The organism is Rhizobium etli 8C-3, assembly GCF_001908375.1.
Classification (GTDB): Bacteria; Pseudomonadota; Alphaproteobacteria; order Rhizobiales; family Rhizobiaceae; genus Rhizobium; species Rhizobium etli_B.
The window spans coordinates 1,829,864-1,849,434 of sequence record NZ_CP017241.1 but is presented as its reverse complement, the minus strand read 5'-3'; the positions used below and the strand labels follow the sequence as shown (position 1 = coordinate 1,849,434).

The window sequence follows — 19,571 nt, the reverse complement described above, 5'->3', positions numbered from 1 at the left end:
CCTCAGGTGCCTACTGCCGCGGCCTGCGGCGACAGGCCGCCGAATCGGCGGTCGCGTGCCGCGAACTTCTCGAGCGCGGCATAAAAGAGCTCGCGGCCGAAATCCGGCCAGAATTCCGGCACGAAGACGAACTCGGAATAAGCGGCCTGCCATAAAAGGAAGTTCGAAAGGCGCTCCTCGCCGCTGGTGCGAATGATAAGATCGGGATCGGGAATGCCGGCCGTATCCAGCCTAGCATTGATGAGCTCGGGTGTGATCTCCTGCACTCGCAACCGCCCGGCCTCGACATCCTGGGCGATGCTCGCCATGGCTCTGGCAATTTCGTCGCGCGAGCCGTAGTTGAAGGCGATGACCAGCGTCAACGCGGTATTGTCCCGCGTCGTCTCCTCGGCTTCGAGCAGGAGGTTGAGGATATCACTGCGAAGACTATGCCGGTCGCCGATGATCCTGATGCGCACATTTTGCGCATGCAGTTCGGCGAGGTCGCGCCGGATGAAGGCCTTGAGCAATCCCATGAGGTCCGAGACCTCCGCTTCCGGCCGGCGCCAGTTCTCCGAAGAAAAGGCAAAGAGCGTGAGGTACTTGATGCCGGCATCGCCTGCGGCGCGCACGGTCTCGCGAACAGCTTCCACACCTTTGCGGTGACCCATTGCGCGCGGCAGCCCTCGCTGCTTTGCCCAACGGCCGTTGCCATCCATGATGATGGCAACATGTTCTGGCATACTCAAGAATACTGGTTCCGACATTTCCCGTCCGGTCTCCAGGGGCGCAGGCAAAGCCCTAGACCTGCATGATTTCCTTTTCCTTGTCGGCAAGCAAGCGATCGATTTCGGAAATCATCTCATCCGTCATCTTCTGCACACGATCTGATTGCGCCCGGCTTTCGTCCTGGCTTATGACGCCGTCCTTTTCGGCTTTCTTAAGGCCGTCCATGCCATCGCGGCGCACATGGCGGATCGCAACCTTGCTTTTTTCGGCGTAGTCATGCGCGACCTTCACCAGCGACTTGCGACGCTCTTCGTTGAGTTCCGGCAACGGAATGCGCAGGTTCTGGCCATCGACGATCGGGTTCAGTCCGAGATTCGACTCGCGGATCGCACGTTCCGTGGCGCTCACCATCGACTTATCCCACACAGACACCGAAAGCATGCGCGGCTCAGGCACAGTGATGTTGGCGACCTGATTGAGCGGCACGCGCGAACCATAGGCTTCAACCGTCACCGGGTCCAGGATGTTGGCCGAGGCGCGGCCGGTACGCAGCGATGCGATATCGTGTTTGAATGCGGAAATGGCGCCGTCCATACGGCGCTTCAGTTCCTTGATGTCTGTAGCTTCAGTCATGCTCAATACTCCTGTCAGTCGAAGAAGCGCAGCCGTCGCAGCGCTGTCTCTCAATCAGTTGTCCGATACGATGGTCTTGAGGCCACCGCCCGTCAAGATTTCAGCAAAACCGCCTTTCTCGTGGATCGAGAAGACGATGATCGGAATGGAATTTTCGCGTGCGAGGGCGACAGCCGCGACGTCCATCACGGCAAGCCCCTTGTCGAGTACTTCCTGGTGCGTCAGCCGGTCGAAACGCGTCGCAAACGGATCCTTCTTCGGGTCGGCGGAATAGATTCCGTCCACCTGGGTGCCCTTGAAGATCGCCTCGGCGCCCATTTCGGCGGCCCGAAGCGCTGCGGCAGAATCGGTTGTAAAAAACGGATTGCCGGTGCCGCCGGCGAAGATGACCACACGGCCCATCGACAGATGGTAGAGCGTCGCGCGCTGCGAGAAGCTCTCGCAAAGCTCCGGCATGGAGATGGCCGAAAGCACGACCGTATCGATGTTCAGCTTGCGCAACGACGTCGCAAGCGCCAGCGCGTTGATCACCGTACCGAGCATGCCCATGTGGTCGCCCGTCACACGGTCGCCTCCCTTGGAGGCGACGGCCACGCCGCGGAAGATATTGCCGCCGCCGACGACGACACCGACTTCGACGCCCATCTGACGGGCTTCGGCGATATCCGATGCGATGCGGTCGGCTACCGCAACGTCGATACCGAATCCCTGGCTGCCCATGAGTGCTTCGCCGGAAGCCTTCAGTAGAACGCGTTTATAGACAGGCTCTGACGACATCTTGGCTCCTCGTATGTTGGCATGATTGCCGGATACACGAAGGGCACCGCGTTGTCACGCGATGCCCTGCCGTTTTCACATTATATGAGGTTATATCAGCCCTTGGCGGCAGCTGCGACTTCGGCCGCGAAGTCGGTTTCTTCCTTCTCGACGCCTTCGCCGAGCAGCAGGCGCGCCATGCCGGTGATCTCGATCGGCGCACCCACGGTCTTTTCAGCTTCCTTGAGTGCGGCACCGACGGTCAGGTCCGGATTGATGACGAAAGCCTGGGAAACCAGCGCGACTTCTTCGAAGAACTTGCGCATGCGGCCTTCAACCATCTTTTCGATGATGTTGTCCGGCTTGCCGGAAGCACGCGACTGCTCGATGAAGACGTTGCGTTCGCGCTCGGCGACAGCGGCGTCGACTTCTTCGGGACGGATGGCGAGCGGCGAGGTCGCAGCGATATGCATGGCGATCTGGCGGCCGATGGCGTTCAGCGCCTCCTTGTTGCCCGTCGACTTCAACGCAACCAGAACGCCCAGCTTGCCGAGGCCGTCGGAAACGGCGTTGTGGATGTAGGTGGCCACGACGCCGTCCTCGACAGAGAGCGCAACCGAGCGGCGCAGGTTCATGTTTTCGCCGATGGTGGCGATCGCGTCCTTGATCGTGTCAGCAACGGACTTGCCCGAAGCCGGATAGGTCGCAGCAGCAACGGCCTCGACAGAACCGTTGGTCGAAACGGCAACCTTCGCAATGCCCCGGACGATATCCTGGAAAGCGTCGTTACGGGCAACGAAGTCGGTTTCGGAGTTGACTTCGACCACGACGGCCTTGGTGCCTTCGCTAGCAACACCGACGAGACCTTCGGCGGCAGTGCGGCCCGACTTCTTGTCAGCCTTGGCGATGCCCTTGGCGCGCAGCCAGTCGATCGCCGCTTCCATGTCGCCATTGGTTTCAGCTAGAGCCTTCTTGCAGTCCATCATGCCTGCGCCGGTCTTTTCGCGCAGTTCCTTCACCATTGCAGCCGTAATCTCGGTCATAAGCTTCCTCTTGTCGGTTTACGGTGTCCGCAAAATGATCTGCGCCACCGGATTGAGGCACGAAATGTACCTTTATGTATGACAGCGTGATGAAGACGCGTCATAGCAGAATTCGTCGGGCGGTCCGGCCTGAACCTACCGCCCTAAAAAGGTCAAGGCCGCCGGAGCTTCGCAAAGTCTCGCGCGGCCTTTCCCAACCCAGTCAAGCTGGACGGACCTGAAGGTCCGCCCGCCAGTTTATCAGGCTTGAGCCTCGTCGAGCGTCGGCTCGATCGGAGCTTCAACGGAAGCGCCAAGGTCGCGGCCCGATGCGCTCTGCTGACGGGCGATACCGTCGATAGCGGCGCGGGAGATCAGGTCGCAGTAGAGAGCGATGGCGCGCGAGGCGTCGTCGTTGCCCGGAATCGGATAATCGATCAGGTCGGGATCGCAGTTCGAGTCGATGATTGCGACGACCGGGATCCCAAGGCGCTTGGCTTCGTCGATCGCGATCTTTTCCTTGTTGGTGTCGATGATGAACATCAGGTCCGGTGTACCGCCCATGTCCTTGATACCACCAAGAGCCTTGTCGAGCTTCTCGCGCTCGCGCTCGAGGTTCAAACGTTCCTTCTTTGTGAAGCCCTGGGCCTCGTTGGAAAGGATTTCGTCGAGCTTGCGCAGACGCTGGATGGAGTTGGAGATCGTCTTCCAGTTCGTCATCATGCCGCCGAGCCAGCGTGAATTGACGTAGTACTGGGCGGAACGCTTGGCCGAGTCAGCGATGAGCTCGGAGGCCTGACGCTTGGTACCGACGAAGAGAACGCGACCGCCACGGGCAACGGTGTCGCTGACAACCTGCAGGGCGCGCGAAAGCATCGGAACGGTCTGAGCCAGATCGATGATGTGGATGTTGTTACGATCGCCGAAAATGTACGGCTTCATCTTCGGGTTCCAGCGATGGGTCTGGTGGCCGAAGTGAACACCAGCTTCCAGAAGCTGGCGCATAGAAAAATCAGGCAATGCCATGCCTTTGACTCCTTTTCCGGTTGAACCTCCGCAAGGCGAACAGCATCCTCGTCGAAGATGCCACCGGCGGAATAATCCGGATTTCTCCCGGACAATCCCATGCCTTACGTGTGGAATGCGGCTGCCCTTACCGTCGATCCACCGAAAATGCAAGGCGTGCGCTGAAAAAAACCGCCATGACTGCCCCTAGGCCCGCACCTGGATAAACTCGACCGGCCCGCCGGCCAGCGAATCTTCAAACACGGCGCAGGAAAGCGGACCGCCGAACACACATCCGCTGTCGATGTTCGTACGGTTGCCGACGGTCCGCGGATTCGCGTCCGACGGCGTGTGTCCATGACACAGGTGTTTTCCCCAATAGTCCGCTGAATAATCGTCGGGAACCCGAAGCCAGAGCAGGTCTTGGGAGGCCTGCATCTCCAGCGGCAAATCCGGAACAACGCCCGCATGGACAAAGATGCGGTGCCTATCGGCATACATCATCGACAGCTGACTTGCCCACAGCAGATGGCTTGCGGCCACTTTGCCCCCATAGGAAAGTTCCGTTTCAAAACCGCCGTTTTCCAACCACCAGATACGCTCGTCATCGTCAGCCCAGGCACGCACCATCATATCCTCATGGTTTCCCTTCAGGCATACCCATTGCCAGGATTTTCTGCCCGATCCGTTCATCAGGAGATCGATCACTTTCTTGCTGTCCGGGCCGCGGTCGATATAGTCGCCGATGAAAACCACCGTACCTTCGCGTGCGTATGTCCCGATGCGATCAAGCATCTCTCTCAACGGCTCCAGGCAGCCATGGATGTCGCCAATCGCAAATGTGAAATTCATGCCGGCGCCTCTCGCTGGACATTGATTTCATTGCCGCGTTGCGAGCCCGCTCAGTCCGTCGCGCAGGGCCAGTTCTTCGGCGTCGTGAGACCGGAAGGAAGCTTGGTCGACGTGTCGCCGCAGGCCAGTTCGATCTGTGACTGCTGAAGCCCTGTTGCAGCGGAGAGATCGAGCCCCTCTATTCTGGTCAGAAACATGAAGGCGCGATCAAAATCGATCGAACCATCGAAGCTCGCGCCGCTGAGGTCGGCGCGGGAGAGATTGGCAAGCGCAAACCTGGCTCCGGTCAATACGGCCGTTTCAAAAGTTGCGCGTCCCAGCTCGGCCTTTTCGAAGTTCGCACCCGAAAGCTGTGCGCCAGTGAAATCTGCGCGCTGCAGCTCAGCGCTGATGAAAGAAGCGCGCTGCGCCGACGCATTCTGGAACACAACCCGATAGGCCTCGATCTTGTCGAACCTCGCCCCATCGGCCTTTGCGCCTTCGAGCCAAGCGCGTATCAGGGTCGCTTTCTCGAGGTTTGCCGAGGCAAGGTTCGCATTCTTGAGGCTGGTCTGCGACAGATCCGTGCCTGCGAGACTAGCTTTTTCGAAGTCACTGCCTTCAAGCATCAGGTTCTTCTTCGTACATTCGCTCCAGTCGACGCCAGCGTTGGGCCTGTCATGGCAATCGGCGGCCATCACATGACTGCCCGATAACGCGGCTGCGGCACCAACGAGTGCGACCGCAAGACCCAAACGTGCAATCCGTGACAAGTTCTTCATTATCCCACCCCCTATCGGCACTGCCCCGTCAACGGCGGCAGACTCGGGCAGGACAATGTCTGTCCTGCACTTCCATTATGCACCCAAAAAAGAGAAAAAGGGCATATCTCGTTGTCCAAGATGCGCCACAATGCCGCCAGCGGTCACTTGCAGGTGTCGGCCTTCTTATCCAGCATTTCCAGCTTCGCGAGCCTGCCGGTCAGAACGAAATCACCATAATCCATGGTGAGATCGCGCGTAATGCCGTTCTCATAGAGCTTGAAGGACATGCGATAGACCGGGAGAGCGTCCGATTTCGTATTCTCGTTGAAATAGGAAATCGTCACCGGCCAGACGGCCGTCTTGGAAAATGCGCCGGCATTGCCCGCATCCGCCTCGTCGCCGGCAACCGGCGTCATCTGCTTGCCGACCACGGTCGTCGTCGCCAGGGGCTTGTCCCCGTCATCCGAGCCATCGAAGACGCGGGCTTCAAAAAAGCGCCTGCCTGCCTTGGCATTCTCGATCACGTCGAGCATGTGCTCGGTCGGGAAGCGGCTTTCTGCGAGTTGCAATTCTTTACTCTGAGGGCGCGTCAGATCGACTGTCACGCCGTCGGGCTTGTCGTTTGCCTCGCCGTTGACTTCCTTGTCGAGTTGATCGTCCGTGAAAGACTTCGTTTCGAACGTGAAGCGGCGATCCTTCACGTTCTCGAAAGTCTTCGTCTGCTGGTCGCTGACGCGGGTGCTGTCGCCGGTGTTGATCTGCGTCACGAAGCGGAAATTGGTGGTGAAGCCGTCGCAATAGTTGCCGTTGAACTCGTAGACCATGCGCCCGTACATGCCGGCAATGCCAGAGCGCTCGGTTGCGTCCTTCAGTTCGAGATCGTAGATCGCCCGGTGGGCGACAAGACCGGAGGCGATCGCAGCGCCGGAGGCAGGCGCGGCCGCCCAGGCACCCGTTGCGACGCCGGCAAGAAGAAGGGCGGCAAGACTCGGTCGGAACATCCATTATCTCCTGTTGGACTCGGCCGCGATGTTATAAGAACGCTTTCGGCCAAATCGAGGCTCGAAACCGTCATACGCAAGATTCTAGTCCCGATGCATAATTTTTTGAAGAACTGAAACAAAAAGCGGAGACGAAAATGTCGAATGAAATCGCGGCCCGCCTGATGGAAATGGGGATAACTCTGCCGGAAGCGGCCGCACCCGCTGCCAATTATGTTCCCTATGTGATCAACGGCAACATGCTCCATATTTCCGGCCAGCTTCCGCTCGAAGGCGGAAAGGTCGTCGTGAGCGGGCATCTTGGCAGGAATGTCGACGTCCCCGCCGGTCAGCGCGCCGCCGAGCTTTGCGCCATCAACATTCTCGCTCAAGCGAAGGCGGCGCTGGGCGGCGATCTCGGCCGCATCAAACGCGTCGTCAAGCTCAACGGCTTCGTCTCCTCCACCCCGGAATTCGTCGAACAGCATCTTGTCATCAACGGCGCATCGAACCTCATCGCCGGCGTCCTCGGGGAGGCGGGAAAGCATGCCCGTGCCGCCGTCGGCATGGCGGCGCTGCCGCTCAATGCCGCCGTCGAAATAGATGCCCTCATGGAAATTGCGTCATGACCTCCGCCGCCTGGATCAAGGAACTGCCGGTCGCCCATCGCGGCTACCACGACTCCAACAAGTCCATTTGGGAAAATACGCTCACCGCCTTTGCCCGCGCCGTCGACGCCGGGTTCGCGATCGAATGCGATCTCCATTATGCATCAGATGGCGTACCGGTCATCTTTCATGACGAGAACCTCGAACGTCTCTGCAATATAAAAGGCGATATCCGCGAGCGCACCTCGAGGGAACTCGGCCTTTTGTCCGTCGGCGGCACGCCCGACAAGATCCCGACGCTCAGACAATTGCTCGATCTCGTCAAAGGCAAGGTTCCGCTCATCCTCGAACTCAAGGGCCGCGAGGCGGACGACGAGGGCTTTGCCGAAGCGGTGGTCGACGTGCTGGAAGCCTATGACGGCAAGGTCGCGCTCATGAGCTTCGACCATTGGCTGCTGCGCGACCTCAAAGCCTTGAACGCGCCCTACCCGCTCGGCCTCACCGCCGGCGGCAACAAGCCGGAAGAATTCGCGAACCATGAACGGGCTATGGAAATCGGCCTCGATTTCATCTCTTATTTCTTCGCCGATCTGCCAAACGCCTTCATCACCGGCCAGCGCGCCAAGGCCATCCCGGTCATCACCTGGACTGTCCGCGACGAGAAGGCGCGCAAGCACACATTCGAGAATGCCGATCAGATGACGTTTGAAGGTTTCGATCCCCGCGTTTCGGTTTGACGCTCGCTTTTTGGACAAGATCATGCGCAGACTGAAGGGGAGCCAATATCCTCCTCCCAAGGGCCTCGCATTTGCTCCATGACAGACGAATTATCGATCCGCGTCGAACGGTCCTTCACCGCGATTTCCACAGAAAGCTGGTCCCGGCTTTCCGGAACGTCTAAGGAAGGCAAGACGCTCGCCTATAACCCCTTCCTGTCGCACGCCTTCCTCTCCGCGCTCGAAGAGTCAAGCTCTGCCACCGCACAAACCGGCTGGCTCGGCCACCACCTGCTGCTTGAGACGGAAAGGGGCGAACTGATCGGCGCTCTGCCCGGTTATCTGAAGAGTCACAGCCAGGGCGAATACGTCTTCGACCACGGCTGGGCAGATGCGTTCGAGCGAGCCGGCGGGCGGTATTACCCGAAGCTGCAATGTTCGATCCCCTTCACGCCGGCGACCGGTCCACGTTTGCTCGTTGCCGAGGGTCTTGAACGGCGGCCGATCCAGAACGCCATTGCAGAAAGTCTGAAGGAAGTCGTCCGCCGCCTCGGCATCTCATCGGCGCACGTCACCTTCGTGCCGGAAGACGAAATCGGTGTTTTTGAGACCGAAGGCTACCTGCACCGGACCGACCAGCAGTTCCATTTCATCAACGAGGGCTACGCCAATCACGAGGAATTCCTCGAAACCCTGGCCTCGCGCAAGCGCAAGGCGTTGCGCAAGGAGCGACGCACGGCGCTCGAAAACGGCATCAGCATCGACTGGCTGACCGGCAGCGATCTCACCGAACGAATCTGGGACCAATTCTTCGCGTTCTACATGGATACCGGCGGCCGCAAATGGGGACGGCCATACCTCACCCGCAAGTTCTACTCGCTGATCGGCGAGCGTATGCCTGAAGATGTCCTGTTGGTGATGGCCAAGCGCAACGGCCGCTATGTCGCGGGAGCCATCAACTTTATCGGCGCTGATACGCTCTACGGCCGGCACTGGGGCTGCGTCGAAGAGCATCCCTTCCTGCATTTCGAGGTCTGTTATCATCAGGCGATCGACTTCGCGCTCGCCAAGGGCCTGAAGCGCGTAGAGGCGGGCGCGCAAGGCGAACACAAGCTGGCGCGCGGTTACCTGCCGGTGACAACACATTCGGCGCATTATGTCGCCCATGCCGGCCTGCGGCGCGCGATTGCCGACTATCTGGAACGTGAACGAGAGGACGTCGAGCACATGAACGAGATACTCGCCGAGCACAGTCCGTTCCGCAAAGGCGAACGGCAGCAGGAGGATTGACGCCAGCGCCTTTGCTGCGATACCCGATCACCGGAGAACGAGGAGATTTCGAGATGACCAGCGCCGCTTACGACGACAGCAATATCTTCGCCAAGATCCTGCGCGGCGAGATCCCGTCGCACCGCATCTATGAGGACAGCCATACGGTAGCCTTCATGGACGCCATGCCGCAGGCACCCGGCCATGTCCTTGTCGTACCGAAGGCGCCGTCGCGCAATATTCTCGATGCCGACCCCACGGTCCTCGCGCAGACGATTCCCGTCGTCCAGAAGATCGCGAAGGCCGTTAAAGAGGCCTTCGACGCCGACGGCGTCCTGGTCTGCCAATTCAACGAACCGGCCGCAGGCCAGAGCGTCTTCCACTTGCACTTCCACGTCATCCCGCGCCACGAGGGCGTTGCCCTCAAGCCACATTCCGGCAAGATGGAGGACGGCGACGTGCTCGCCGCGAATGCAGAAAAGATAAAGGGCGAACTTGGGAACTAGGTTTCAAGATCTTTGCAGAGCCGTCAAATGACTGCTGCGACGTGGGAGAAAGGTTCTTCCGCCCCTTCAGTCAGTCCGGTGGAGGTTCAGGCAAGTGTCAAGCCTATGAATTTCGGCGAGCTCGCGACCCGCCAGGCGGCCACAGACTGCTGATCGCGCCAAGGCTCAAGAATGTTAACACGCTCTCGATCTAGTGTTCCGTTGAGATCGGAAAATCCTGCTGACCATTTGCGCGCCATCACAGCAACGTCGCGGCTTGTCGGCTTCGGTGCGGTTCGACTTTTCCCGAGTACCGGCAAGCCCTCGTCCTGATGTCGGCGGGTTAGCCCAGGGCAGGAACGAGGCTGGCCTGTTGGAACGGCCTTGCGGCCCCGAAAACCCAATAATATGAAAGGCCGCATCGCTGCGGCCTTCTACATTCAGTCAATGCGAAAGACTATTTCCTCCGCGGGACCTTTGGCACAGCACTCGCCTTCTTCGGTGCGTCCCTGATCTCGGCCTTCGCCTTCTTAACCGCCACCTTCTTGGCCTTTGCCTTCGTCTTCAGCTCGCCGTCATCCTCATCGTCAGTTTCCGGATGAACGGTTTCGGCTTCCGGCTTCGGCTTGATTGGCGCGGATTCGGGGATCGCTTCGAGGATGATGCCGGGCTTGCCGTCTTCTTTCGGGCCGACGGTGACGTTGACGACGCCGCCCTTCTTCAGCTTGCCGAAGAGGATTTCGTTCGCCAGTGGCTTCTTGATCGCATCCTGGATGACGCGGGCAAGTGGGCGGGCCCCCATCTTCTCGTCGTAACCCTTTTCCGCCAGCCAGTCGATCGCTTCCTCCTGCAGGTCGAAAGTGACGTTGCGCTCAGAAAGCTGAGCCTCCAGCTGCATGATGAACTTCTGCACGACTTTGTGGATGACGGCCGTAGGCAGCGATGCGAAGGGAATGATCGCGTCGAGACGGTTGCGGAATTCCGGCGTGAACAGGCGGGTTAGCGCCTCCTCATCCTCGCCGGTGCGCTTGGACGAGCCGAAGCCGATTGCAGCCTTGGCCATTTCCGACGCGCCCGCATTGGTCGTCATGATCAAGATGACGTTGCGGAAGTCGATCTTCTTGCCGTTATGGTCAGTCAGCGCGCCATGGTCCATGACCTGCAGCAGGATATTGTAGATATCCGGATGCGCCTTCTCGATCTCGTCGAGCAAGACCACGCAATGCGGATGCTGGTCGACGCCGTCGGTCAAAAGGCCGCCTTGGTCGAAGCCGACATAACCGGGAGGTGCGCCGAGCAGGCGAGAAACCGTGTGCCGTTCCATATATTCCGACATGTCGAAGCGCAGCATCTCGACGCCGAGCGACGAAGCAAGCTGCTTGGCCACTTCCGTCTTGCCGACACCCGTCGGACCGGAGAAGACGTAGGCGCCGATCGGCTTGTTCGGCTCGCGGAGCCCGGCGCGCGCCAGCTTTATCGAGGTCGAAAGGGCTTCGATTGCCATATCCTGGCCGTAGACTACCGAGCGCAGTTCCTGCTCCAGGTTGGCGAGAACGGCTTCATCGTCCTTGGAAACGCTCTTTGGCGGAATGCGAGCCATGGTCGCGACCGTCGCTTCGATCTCCTTTTCGGTAATCAGCTTGCGGCGCCTGGATGGCGGTAGAAGCATCTGAGCGGCACCGGTTTCATCGATGACGTCGATCGCCTTGTCAGGCAGCTTGCGGTCGGAGATATAGCGTGCCGACAGCTCGACCGCCGACTTGATGGCGTCGTTCGAGTAGCGCAGGTGGTGGTACTCTTCGAAATAAGGCTTCAGGCCTTTCATGATTTCGATCGCATCATCGATCGACGGCTCGTTGACATCGATCTTCTGGAAACGGCGAACCAGAGCCCGGTCCTTCTCGAAGAACTGGCGGTATTCCTTGTAGGTCGTCGAACCGATGCAGCGTATCGCACCGGACGAAAGCGCCGGCTTCAGAAGGTTCGACGCATCCATCGCGCCGCCAGATGTGGCGCCCGCACCAATAACGGTGTGGATCTCGTCGATGAAGAGTACGGCCCCCGGATATTCTTCGAGTTCCTTGACGACCTGCTTCAGGCGCTCTTCGAAGTCGCCACGGTAACGCGTGCCGGCAAGCAGCGTGCCCATGTCGAGCGAGAAGATGGTGGCGTCGGCGAGTGCTTCGGGCACCTTGCCTTCGACGATGCGCTTGGCGAGGCCCTCAGCGATCGCTGTCTTGCCGACGCCCGGATCGCCCACATATAGCGGGTTGTTCTTGGAGCGGCGGCACAGCACCTGGATCGTACGGCTGACTTCCGAGTTACGGCCGATCAACGGATCGATCTTGCCGCTCTTGGCCTTCTCGTTGAGATTGACGCAATAGGCCTTAAGAGCATCCTGCTGCTTCTTGGCGCCGCCTTCATCCTCGCTGCCGCGCGATGCAGTCGGCTTGCTTTCGGCTTCCTCGTCGGCACCCCGGGGCGTGCGAACCTCCGACGAGCCCGGGCGCTTGCCGATTCCGTGGGAGATATAGTTGACCGCGTCGTACCGGGTCATTTCCTGCTCCTGCAGGAAGTAGGCCGCATGGCTTTCGCGCTCGGCAAAGATCGCGACAAGGACATTCGCCCCCGTCACTTCTTCCCGTCCGGACGATTGAACATGGATCACGGCACGCTGGATGACGCGTTGGAAGCCGGAGGTGGGCTTGGAGTCCTCGTCATATCCGGTGACAAGATTGGAGAGTTCGTTGTCGACGTATTCGATCAGCGTCTTGCGCAGCGCGTCGAGGTCGACATTGCATGCACCCATGACAGCTGCCGCATCGGCATCGTCGATCAAGGCGAGCAGCAGATGCTCGAGCGTTGCATATTCGTGATGCCGCTCGTTGGCAAAGGTCAGTGCCTGATGGAGCGCCTTCTCAAGACTAGGCGAAAATGTTGGCACGTTGAGATCCTCACTTCTTTTCCATGACGCACTGCAGCGGATGCTGGTGCTGACGGGCGAAGTCCATCACCTGGCTTACCTTCGTCTCCGCTACCTCGTATGTAAATATCCCGCATTCGCCGACGCCGTGATTATGGACATGAAGCATGATGCGAGTGGCACTTTCACGATCCTTCTGGAAAAACCGCTCCAGGATGTGGATGACGAATTCCATAGGAGTGTAGTCGTCATTCAAAATCAGCACGCGGTAGAGATTGGGCTTCTTGGTCTTCGGCTTCGTGCGTGTGATGACCGAGGTTCCGCGATTTCCGTTGTCCCCGTTCCTTTCGCTGTCATTTTGCATCCGGATCGGCTTTGCGATCATTGTCATTCATTCCTCGGTCTATCCGGTGGTGCATGGGAGGCTGCTTTACCCGCCGGATATCTGAAACACTAACTTAGTTCATAATAGAGCGATTTTAAGCCCCTTGTTTGCGACTGCAATCACAATTCCACACGACTCGACGCAAAGACTGAAAAAGTGCCATTCGATTACTTGAGGGGCTTCTCGAAACAAAAAAGACCGGCCGCAGATGCGTTGCCGGTCTTCGTTTTTCAAGGGGTGCGCTGTTCGCACCGTCGCATTTACGCAGCTGTGGGCGTCACCTGGGCAGCCTTGGGCGGCTTTGCGGAGGGAACCGGTACTGGCGGTTCGTAAGGCTTGTAGGCGCCCTTGGCGAGATCGGCGTACATTTCTCCCATCTTCGTCGCCTCGGCGATGAAGTTTTCGTAGGAGGACTTTATGAAGCCGGTCTGCAACTCGAAGACCGTTTCAAAGCTGCGGGCGCCCGAAAGCGTCTCGAAATGATTGACGGCGTCCTGAAAGGATTTCTTCGAAAATTCGGCAGCTTCGGTGGCGATCGCCTGGACGCCCTTGGCCGTGTCGGAATAGCTCTTCAGCATCGTGTCCATGGCTTCCTTGCTCTTCCGGCTCGTGTCGTCGAAGTTGAACATGTACGTCTCCTCCTTTTGGTGTTTGGCTAACCCGGAAGGTAGCTGCGTCGCACAAATAGTCAAGCGATTTTGTGCATTGCACAACTACCTTTGATTGCATGATGCTTTTCTAAAGCGCCCTCTGAAAAGAGCGACGTGCGTCACCAGTTGATTTTCAAAACATATATCAGGGGCCCACAACTTTAGGCTTCATCGAAAAACTCGCGAAGCCACGATCTTGAAGGTGGCGGAGGTCGCCTCAATCCATCAGATCCGCGGGAACCTTGCCGCCATTTTCAGACAGCTTCTTCATGAGCGCCTTGTGAAGGAACATGTTCATTTTGGCGGAATCGCCTGTATCTCCCGAATAACCGAGTTCCGCAGCGAGTTCCTTGCGCTCGGAAAGGCTCGCATCCATGCCGACCGCCTTCATCAGATCGACGATCGAGCGCCGCCAATCCAGCTTCTGTCCGCTCTGTTTGACGGCAGCATCGAGAATCGGAACGATATCGACGGTCGCCGGCGCGGTCTTTGGAGTTACGGATGGTGCTGCCGATGGCGCGGCCGCCGTCTGCCCAGGCACCGTTTTCGGCGCTGCCGCCGCCTCGGTCACCGGTGCTGCCTGCGCTTGGCCGCCGAAAATCGCGTTCTTGATTTTATCGAAAATACCCACGTCTTATCCTCCAGTTTAGTTCGGTTGCATTCGCAGAAACTAAAATGGGGCGGAGGACGAACTCATCCAGCGCGGAACGACGAGATAGTTGCCGGGCAGGCTGATGACGAGCGATGCGCGTGCGGCAAGGCAAGCCGCAAGGTGCGGCCCGCCATAGGATCATCAGAGATCGACGTCGAGGATCGCCATCGAAAAGTTGTAGGAACGGTCGCCATCTTCGTCATCGACATAAACGACACCCAAGAACTCTTCGCCGAGATAAACTTCCGCAGAATCATCCTTGCGCGGGCGCGCCTTGACGACGATCTGCGGATTGAGCGTCTTCTTGAAATAAGCGTCGAGCTTCTTGAGTTCTTCAGGCTTCACACTGGGTCTCCTAGCGGTCTTCATTGGCCGCTTCTTGCACAGGAAAAGCGGGGCTGTAAAGGTTGCCGCGGCATATCCACCGCGGCTTTCCCCTCAGGACTTCGCCAGCTCTTACGTTCTGACAAATATAACCGGGTCAGATATCGGCGCCAATCACCTGGTCCATGATGCGCGACGGTTCCGAACACCCCGCCTCCCCGACCACCTTCGCCGGCACTCCTGCAACCGTCGTCTTCGGCGGGACGGCCTTTAGAACGACCGAGCCGGCCGCCACACGCGAGCAATAGCCGATCTGGATATTGCCGAGAATTTTCGCGCCCGCACCGATAAGCACACCGCTGCCGATCTTCGGATGACGGTCAGCACCCTCCTTGCCCGTGCCGCCAAGCGTGACGCCATGCAGGATGGAGACGTTGTCGCCGATCACCGCCGTTTCGCCGACGACGAGGCCGGTGGCGTGATCGAGGAATATTCCCCGGCCGATGCGCGCTGCCGGATTGATGTCCGTCTGGAAGACGCTGGACGACCGGCTCTGAAGATAAAGGGCCAGATCCCGGCGCCCGTGATTGAGCAGCCAGTGGGCCAGGCGATGTGTCTGCAGCGCATGAAATCCCTTGAAATACAGCACCGCCTCCATGAAGCGCAGGCATGCGGGGTCTCGGTCGTAGACGGCCTGAATATCGACGCGCAGGATATCGCTCCATTCGGGCCAGTCTTCGAGCATTCCGTCGAAGACCTGGCGAAGCAGCGTCGCCTGTATGTCGGGATGGTCGAGGCGTTCGCAGATACGATGGATGACGCATTCTTCCAGCGAACGGTGGTTGATCACCGTCGAATAAAGGAAAGCCGCCAGCACCGGATCCTTCTCGGCAGCGACACGCGCTTCTTCACGCAGGCTGTCCCAGATCGGATCCATGACCTTCAGCGGGTTTGATGACTCAAAAGAACGAACGTCAGTCTTCGCGACCATTCCAGGTCTCCTCGTTTCCGTCGGAACGACATTATATAAGGCATAATGCCCAGAACATAAATGGGTGCTGGTCCTATGCTTTATTAGGATGATTTTCCGGTAATCACGACACTGCGAGAAGGCTGTCACCAGCCAGAGACTCTCTTGTAGAACTCTAGAACCGCCTTCTTGAATACCTTGTCTCCCACCGCCAACATATGGTCACGACCCGGAATGTCCAGCGCCTGGGCATGCGGCATCAACCCCGCCAACTCCTCTGCCGAACCTGCAATATCGTCCTTTGTTCCAACGCCGATCAAAGTGGGCGCATCGATCCGGCCCATGTCGGTCCGCGCGACGAGATCGCGCGATCCCCGGATACAGGAAGCGAGCGCCTGCCGGTCGCTCCTGGTCTGCTCGGCAAAGGCGCGAAACATGCGCCCTCGGGCATGCGTGACGCCGTCCAGCGAGGGCGCCAGCAGCGCATCGGCGATCGGATCCCAATCGCCGACGCCGTCCGTCATCCCGATACCAAGGCCACCTAGCACCAACGAACGCACGCGATGCGGATGAGCAAGCGCCGTGAAAACCGAAATCCGCGCGCCCATCGAGTAGCCCATGATATTGGCTTCCGAAATGCCTAGATGATCGAGTAGCGCCACGGCATCTTCCGCCATGATCCACGGCCTGTAGGCTTCGGCATCGTGGGGTTTGTCGCTTGCTCCATGGCCGCGATTATCCATCGCGATCACCCGATAGCCTGCATCGCCCAGCGTCTTCACCCAGCCGGGATGCACCCAGTTGACGTTGGCGGTCGAAGCAAAACCATGAATGAGCAGCACCGGTGGGCCGTTGGGATCTCCTTCGTCGAAATAAACGAGTTTCAGACCGCCGTGGCTGAAACTGGAGAATGCGGGCGTATTCAGATTCATAGTGCCGTCCCTTTTTGGCCGGACCATATTTTATCGGGCAGCGGAGGTGAACCCTCGCTGCGCCAAAAAACCATGTGCCATGCGGCGCTTTGGCTCTACACATTTGAGGCGGAGGACTATAATGTCCCCGCGCACATCTCAAAGCATTCGGAGACAGACATGGCCGGCCACAACATTCCCCACTTCCAGAACGACGGCGGACACCGCGTGATCGAAGTCGGCGTGAAGGAGTTCATGTGCACCGGCGCATCCGTGCCCTTCGACCATCCGCATATCTTCATCGACATGGGCGACGACAACGAGAAGGTCTGCTCATACTGCTCGACACTCTATCGCTTCAATGGCGCACTGAAGCCGAGCCAGACGAACCCGGCCGGTTGCGTCTTCCATGTCAAGGCTGCCTGAATATACTCAAGATCGGACATCAGATGCCGATCGCACACGCCGCCATCATCGGCGCCGGAACTGCGGGCCTTACGGCGGCTCTGGCGCTGGCTAGACGCGGCATCAGTTCAGATATTTTCGAGCAGGCATCCGTGCTTGCTGAGGTCGGCGCCGGCCTGCAAATCTCGCCGAATGCCTCGCGCATCCTCTCCAAACTCGGTGTCCTGGAAAACATCGAAAAAGTCTGGCTCGAGCCGCAGTTCATTCGCCTTTTCTCCGGCGTTACGCTTCAGCTACTTGCAGCCGTTCCGGCAGGCGACTTCGCGCGCATCCGCTGGGGAGCTCCCTACGGCGTCCTGCACCGCGCGACGCTGCAAGGCGCGCTGCTTGCGGCTGTCGCGGCAGAGCCTCTTTGCGCGATCCATCTCGGCCGAAAGATCACCCCGGGCGCGCTTCCTCAAACCACCCGCCAGCCGGACGTGACCATCGGCGCTGACGGCGTCTGGTCGAAGCTGCGGCAGTCGATCAACGGTGGTCCGTCGCCGCATTTTTCCGGCTACATTGCCTATCGCTTCACGATTGCCGGAAAGTATGCGCCGGCATTCCTTGACCACGCCAATGTCTCGGCATTCCTCGGGCCGTCGGCACATCTCGTCTGCTATCCGCTGAAGGAGGCAGATAGCCTCAATCTCGTCGCCATCACGGCCGGCAACGCTGCGCCGCAGGAGTGGGGCAACGAGCCGACGGATCAACAATTGAGGCAGCTTATATCGCGCTTTTCCGGATGGAGTGCCGATATCAAATCGCTGATCGGTGAGGCCCGGATTACCTTCTGGCCGCTCTACGAAGCGACGGAGGGCAAGTGGCAAAATGGAAGTGACACCGTCCTTATCGGCGACGCAGCTCACGCCATGACGCCCTTTGCGGCCCAGGGCGCGGCGATGGCAATCGAAGATGCCTATGAGCTCGCAGCGCTGCTTGCAGCCCATCCTGTGAAGGAAGCCCTGCTTCACTTCGAACAACAGCGTGCGCCCCGCGTCGCGAGAATTCGCAAGCGCGGCGCCTTCAATCGCTTGGCTTATCATGCTCGCGGTCCGGTCCGTATCGGCCGCGATATCGTGCTTTCGCTAAAGGCGCCGCAAAGGCTCGCTTCGGATCTCGACTGGATCTACGGCTACCGTCCGATCGACTGATCAGACGGCATTGGCGGCAGCAAGACCGCGTTCAATATCGGCCTTGATGTCTGCCACGTCTTCAAGACCGATCTGAAGCCGGACGACAGGCCCTTCCTGGGGCGCCTTGCGGATTCGGCGATCATTGAGATTGACGTGGACTGCAAGACTCTCGAACCCGCCCCAGGAATAACCCAGACCGAAGATCTGCAGGGCGTCGAGGAAGGCGTGCGCCTTCGCCTTGAATTTCTCCGGCGCATCGGCAGCGAGCACGAAGGAGAAGATGCCGCTCGCTCCCTTGAAATCACGCTTCCAGAGTTCGTGCGACGGGAAGCTGGGCAGAGCCGGATGCAGGACCCGCGCGACCTCCTCCCTGCCCTCGAGCCATTTGGCGATCGTCAGCGCGCTTTCATAGTGCCGCTCAAGCCGTACACCCATGGTGCGCAGGCCGCGCAGGATCTGGTAGGCGTCGTCTGGCGCGCCGCAAATGCCGAGCGTGATATTGGCTTCCTTCAGTTGCTCCCAATGCCTGGCATTGGCCGAAACCGTGCCCATCAGGATGTCGGAGTGGCCGGAGGGATATTTCGTCGCGGCATGGATCGAAATATCGACGCCGAAGTCAAGCGGCCGGAAAAAGACCGGCGTCGCCCAGGTATTGTCCATTGCAACGACTGCACCATGCTTGTGGGCGATCGCGGCAATTGCCGGAATGTCCTGCATTTCAAAAGTATTCGACCCTGGAGCCTCGGTGTGCACTAGCTTCGTGTTTGGCTTGAAGAGCTGCTCGACGCCGGCGCCGACCGCCGGGTCGTAGTATTCGACCTCGATGCCGAGGCGCCTCAGCATCGTGTCGCAGAAATGACGGGTCGGCGTATAGACCGAATCGACGATGAGTACATGATCGCCGGACGAGAGAAATGCGAGCAACGGCACCGTAACGGCGGCAAGGCCCGTAGGAACCAGGATCGTTCCGGCAGCCCCCTCAAGCACATTGATCGCATCACAAAGCGCATCCGTCGTCGGCGTTCCGCGGGTGCCGTAAGTATATTTCTGCGACCGCCTCTCCATCGTCCCGGCATTGGGAAAAAGTACTGTGGAGGCGTGGACGACCGGTGGGTTGATGAAACCGAAGTAGTCCGAAGGATCGTTGCCGATATGCGTCAGGCGCGTATTGATGCCCGCGCTCTGCAGTAAATTGTCTCTGTCGTTCATAATCTGGAATGGCCCTTGGCGGAATGATGAAAGCTGCACTTCTGGACCCGCCTCGCAAAACGGTCAACCCCGGGGCTCAGACTTCCAAATTCCTCCTTTCTTACTTTATCAGATATATCAGTGGATTACGCGAGATTTTTCCGCAAAGGGCTGCCCATTTCTTGCTCAAATGCCTATGAGGGCGGCGCAT

22 protein-coding genes are annotated in these 19,571 nt (G+C 59.0%); 6 read left to right on the top strand and 16 right to left on the bottom strand.

Annotated features, from left to right (window positions below; genetic code table 11):
- Positions 1 to 2: 2 nt before the first annotated feature.
- The 8 genes from AM571_RS09460 to AM571_RS09425 all read right to left on the bottom strand — a co-directional run bounded on the left by AM571_RS09460 (position 3) and on the right by AM571_RS09425 (position 6,720).
- Positions 3 to 746 carry an isoprenyl transferase gene (locus AM571_RS09460; RefSeq protein ID WP_074061178.1) on the bottom strand — a complete coding sequence of 248 codons (744 nt, stop codon included), beginning with the start codon at positions 744 to 746 and terminating at the stop codon, positions 3 to 5.
- A 34-nt stretch (positions 747 to 780) separates the two neighbouring features.
- The gene (gene frr, locus AM571_RS09455; protein WP_074061177.1) at positions 781 to 1,341 is read right to left on the bottom strand and encodes a ribosome recycling factor; all 561 of its coding nucleotides are present in this window, start codon (positions 1,339 to 1,341) and stop codon (positions 781 to 783) included.
- Positions 1,342 to 1,395: 54 nt separating this feature from the next.
- A complete protein-coding gene (gene pyrH, locus AM571_RS09450) occupies positions 1,396 to 2,118 on the bottom strand; it encodes a UMP kinase (RefSeq protein ID WP_027509403.1) in 723 nt (240 codons plus the stop codon).
- Positions 2,119 to 2,213: 95 nt separating this feature from the next.
- Positions 2,214 to 3,140 carry a translation elongation factor Ts gene (gene tsf / locus AM571_RS09445; RefSeq protein ID WP_074061176.1) on the bottom strand — a complete coding sequence of 309 codons (927 nt, stop codon included), beginning with the start codon at positions 3,138 to 3,140 and terminating at the stop codon, positions 2,214 to 2,216.
- Between the two features lie 240 nt (positions 3,141 to 3,380).
- Complete coding sequence (gene rpsB / locus AM571_RS09440) at positions 3,381 to 4,145, bottom strand: 30S ribosomal protein S2 (protein ID WP_022715483.1); 765 nt, start codon at positions 4,143 to 4,145, stop codon at positions 3,381 to 3,383.
- 186 nt (positions 4,146 to 4,331) lie between these two features.
- Positions 4,332 to 4,976 (bottom strand): metallophosphoesterase family protein, encoded by a 645-nt coding sequence (locus tag AM571_RS09435; RefSeq protein ID WP_074061175.1) that lies wholly within the window; start codon positions 4,974 to 4,976, stop codon positions 4,332 to 4,334.
- A gap of 50 nt (positions 4,977 to 5,026) precedes the next feature.
- A complete protein-coding gene (locus AM571_RS09430; protein ID WP_074061174.1) occupies positions 5,027 to 5,737 on the bottom strand; it encodes a pentapeptide repeat-containing protein in 711 nt (236 codons plus the stop codon).
- 143 nt (positions 5,738 to 5,880) lie between these two features.
- Positions 5,881 to 6,720, bottom strand: a complete 840-nt coding sequence (locus AM571_RS09425) for a cell envelope integrity EipB family protein (RefSeq protein WP_074061173.1) — start codon at positions 6,718 to 6,720, stop codon at positions 5,881 to 5,883.
- 137 nt (positions 6,721 to 6,857) lie between these two features.
- Here AM571_RS09425 and AM571_RS09420 point away from each other — a divergent pair, with 137 nt between their 5' ends.
- The 4 genes from AM571_RS09420 to AM571_RS09405 all read left to right on the top strand — a co-directional run bounded on the left by AM571_RS09420 (position 6,858) and on the right by AM571_RS09405 (position 9,798).
- Positions 6,858 to 7,328 carry a RidA family protein gene (locus AM571_RS09420; RefSeq protein WP_074061172.1) on the top strand — a complete coding sequence of 157 codons (471 nt, stop codon included), beginning with the start codon at positions 6,858 to 6,860 and terminating at the stop codon, positions 7,326 to 7,328.
- Positions 7,325 to 8,044, top strand: coding sequence for a glycerophosphodiester phosphodiesterase (locus AM571_RS09415; RefSeq protein ID WP_074061171.1), 720 nt, complete (start codon positions 7,325 to 7,327; stop codon positions 8,042 to 8,044). Before AM571_RS09420 ends, AM571_RS09415 begins: the two co-directional genes overlap by 4 nt.
- Positions 8,045 to 8,122: 78 nt before the next feature.
- Positions 8,123 to 9,313: a GNAT family N-acetyltransferase gene (locus AM571_RS09410; RefSeq protein ID WP_074061170.1), complete on the top strand. Its 1,191-nt coding sequence runs from the start codon at positions 8,123 to 8,125 to the stop codon at positions 9,311 to 9,313.
- Between the two features lie 53 nt (positions 9,314 to 9,366).
- Entirely contained in the window at positions 9,367 to 9,798 is a 432-nt protein-coding gene (locus AM571_RS09405; protein WP_074061169.1) for an HIT family protein, read from the top strand.
- 436 nt (positions 9,799 to 10,234) lie between these two features.
- Here AM571_RS09405 and clpA read toward each other — a convergent pair whose 3' ends face one another.
- From clpA to AM571_RS09370, 7 genes are all read right to left on the bottom strand, one after another.
- Entirely contained in the window at positions 10,235 to 12,721 is a 2,487-nt protein-coding gene (clpA, locus tag AM571_RS09400; RefSeq protein ID WP_074061168.1) for an ATP-dependent Clp protease ATP-binding subunit ClpA, read from the bottom strand.
- A gap of 10 nt (positions 12,722 to 12,731) precedes the next feature.
- Positions 12,732 to 13,085, bottom strand: coding sequence for an ATP-dependent Clp protease adapter ClpS (clpS, locus tag AM571_RS09395; RefSeq protein WP_027509391.1), 354 nt, complete (start codon positions 13,083 to 13,085; stop codon positions 12,732 to 12,734).
- A 260-nt stretch (positions 13,086 to 13,345) separates the two neighbouring features.
- The gene (locus tag AM571_RS09390) at positions 13,346 to 13,714 is read right to left on the bottom strand and encodes a phasin family protein (RefSeq protein ID WP_074061167.1); all 369 of its coding nucleotides are present in this window, start codon (positions 13,712 to 13,714) and stop codon (positions 13,346 to 13,348) included.
- A gap of 238 nt (positions 13,715 to 13,952) precedes the next feature.
- A complete protein-coding gene (locus AM571_RS09385; RefSeq protein ID WP_074061166.1) occupies positions 13,953 to 14,366 on the bottom strand; it encodes a DUF3597 domain-containing protein in 414 nt (137 codons plus the stop codon).
- A gap of 162 nt (positions 14,367 to 14,528) precedes the next feature.
- A complete protein-coding gene (locus tag AM571_RS09380; protein WP_022715471.1) occupies positions 14,529 to 14,732 on the bottom strand; it encodes a DUF3126 family protein in 204 nt (67 codons plus the stop codon).
- Between the two features lie 136 nt (positions 14,733 to 14,868).
- On the bottom strand, positions 14,869 to 15,702 hold the full coding sequence (gene cysE / locus AM571_RS09375) for a serine O-acetyltransferase (protein WP_074061165.1): 834 nt from the start codon (positions 15,700 to 15,702) through the stop codon (positions 14,869 to 14,871).
- A 125-nt stretch (positions 15,703 to 15,827) separates the two neighbouring features.
- Entirely contained in the window at positions 15,828 to 16,613 is a 786-nt protein-coding gene (locus tag AM571_RS09370; RefSeq protein ID WP_074061164.1) for an alpha/beta fold hydrolase, read from the bottom strand.
- Between the two features lie 159 nt (positions 16,614 to 16,772).
- Between AM571_RS09370 and AM571_RS09365 the strand changes: the two genes are divergently transcribed.
- Together AM571_RS09365 and AM571_RS09360 are read left to right on the top strand one after the other, a co-directional pair.
- Complete coding sequence (locus AM571_RS09365) at positions 16,773 to 17,018, top strand: zinc-finger domain-containing protein (RefSeq protein ID WP_028739675.1); 246 nt, start codon at positions 16,773 to 16,775, stop codon at positions 17,016 to 17,018.
- Between the two features lie 23 nt (positions 17,019 to 17,041).
- Complete coding sequence (locus tag AM571_RS09360) at positions 17,042 to 18,190, top strand: FAD-dependent monooxygenase (protein ID WP_074061163.1); 1,149 nt, start codon at positions 17,042 to 17,044, stop codon at positions 18,188 to 18,190.
- Here AM571_RS09360 and AM571_RS09355 read toward each other — a convergent pair whose 3' ends face one another.
- Entirely contained in the window at positions 18,191 to 19,381 is a 1,191-nt protein-coding gene (locus AM571_RS09355) for a cystathionine beta-lyase (protein ID WP_074061162.1), read from the bottom strand.
- Positions 19,382 to 19,571: the final 190 nt, after the last annotated feature.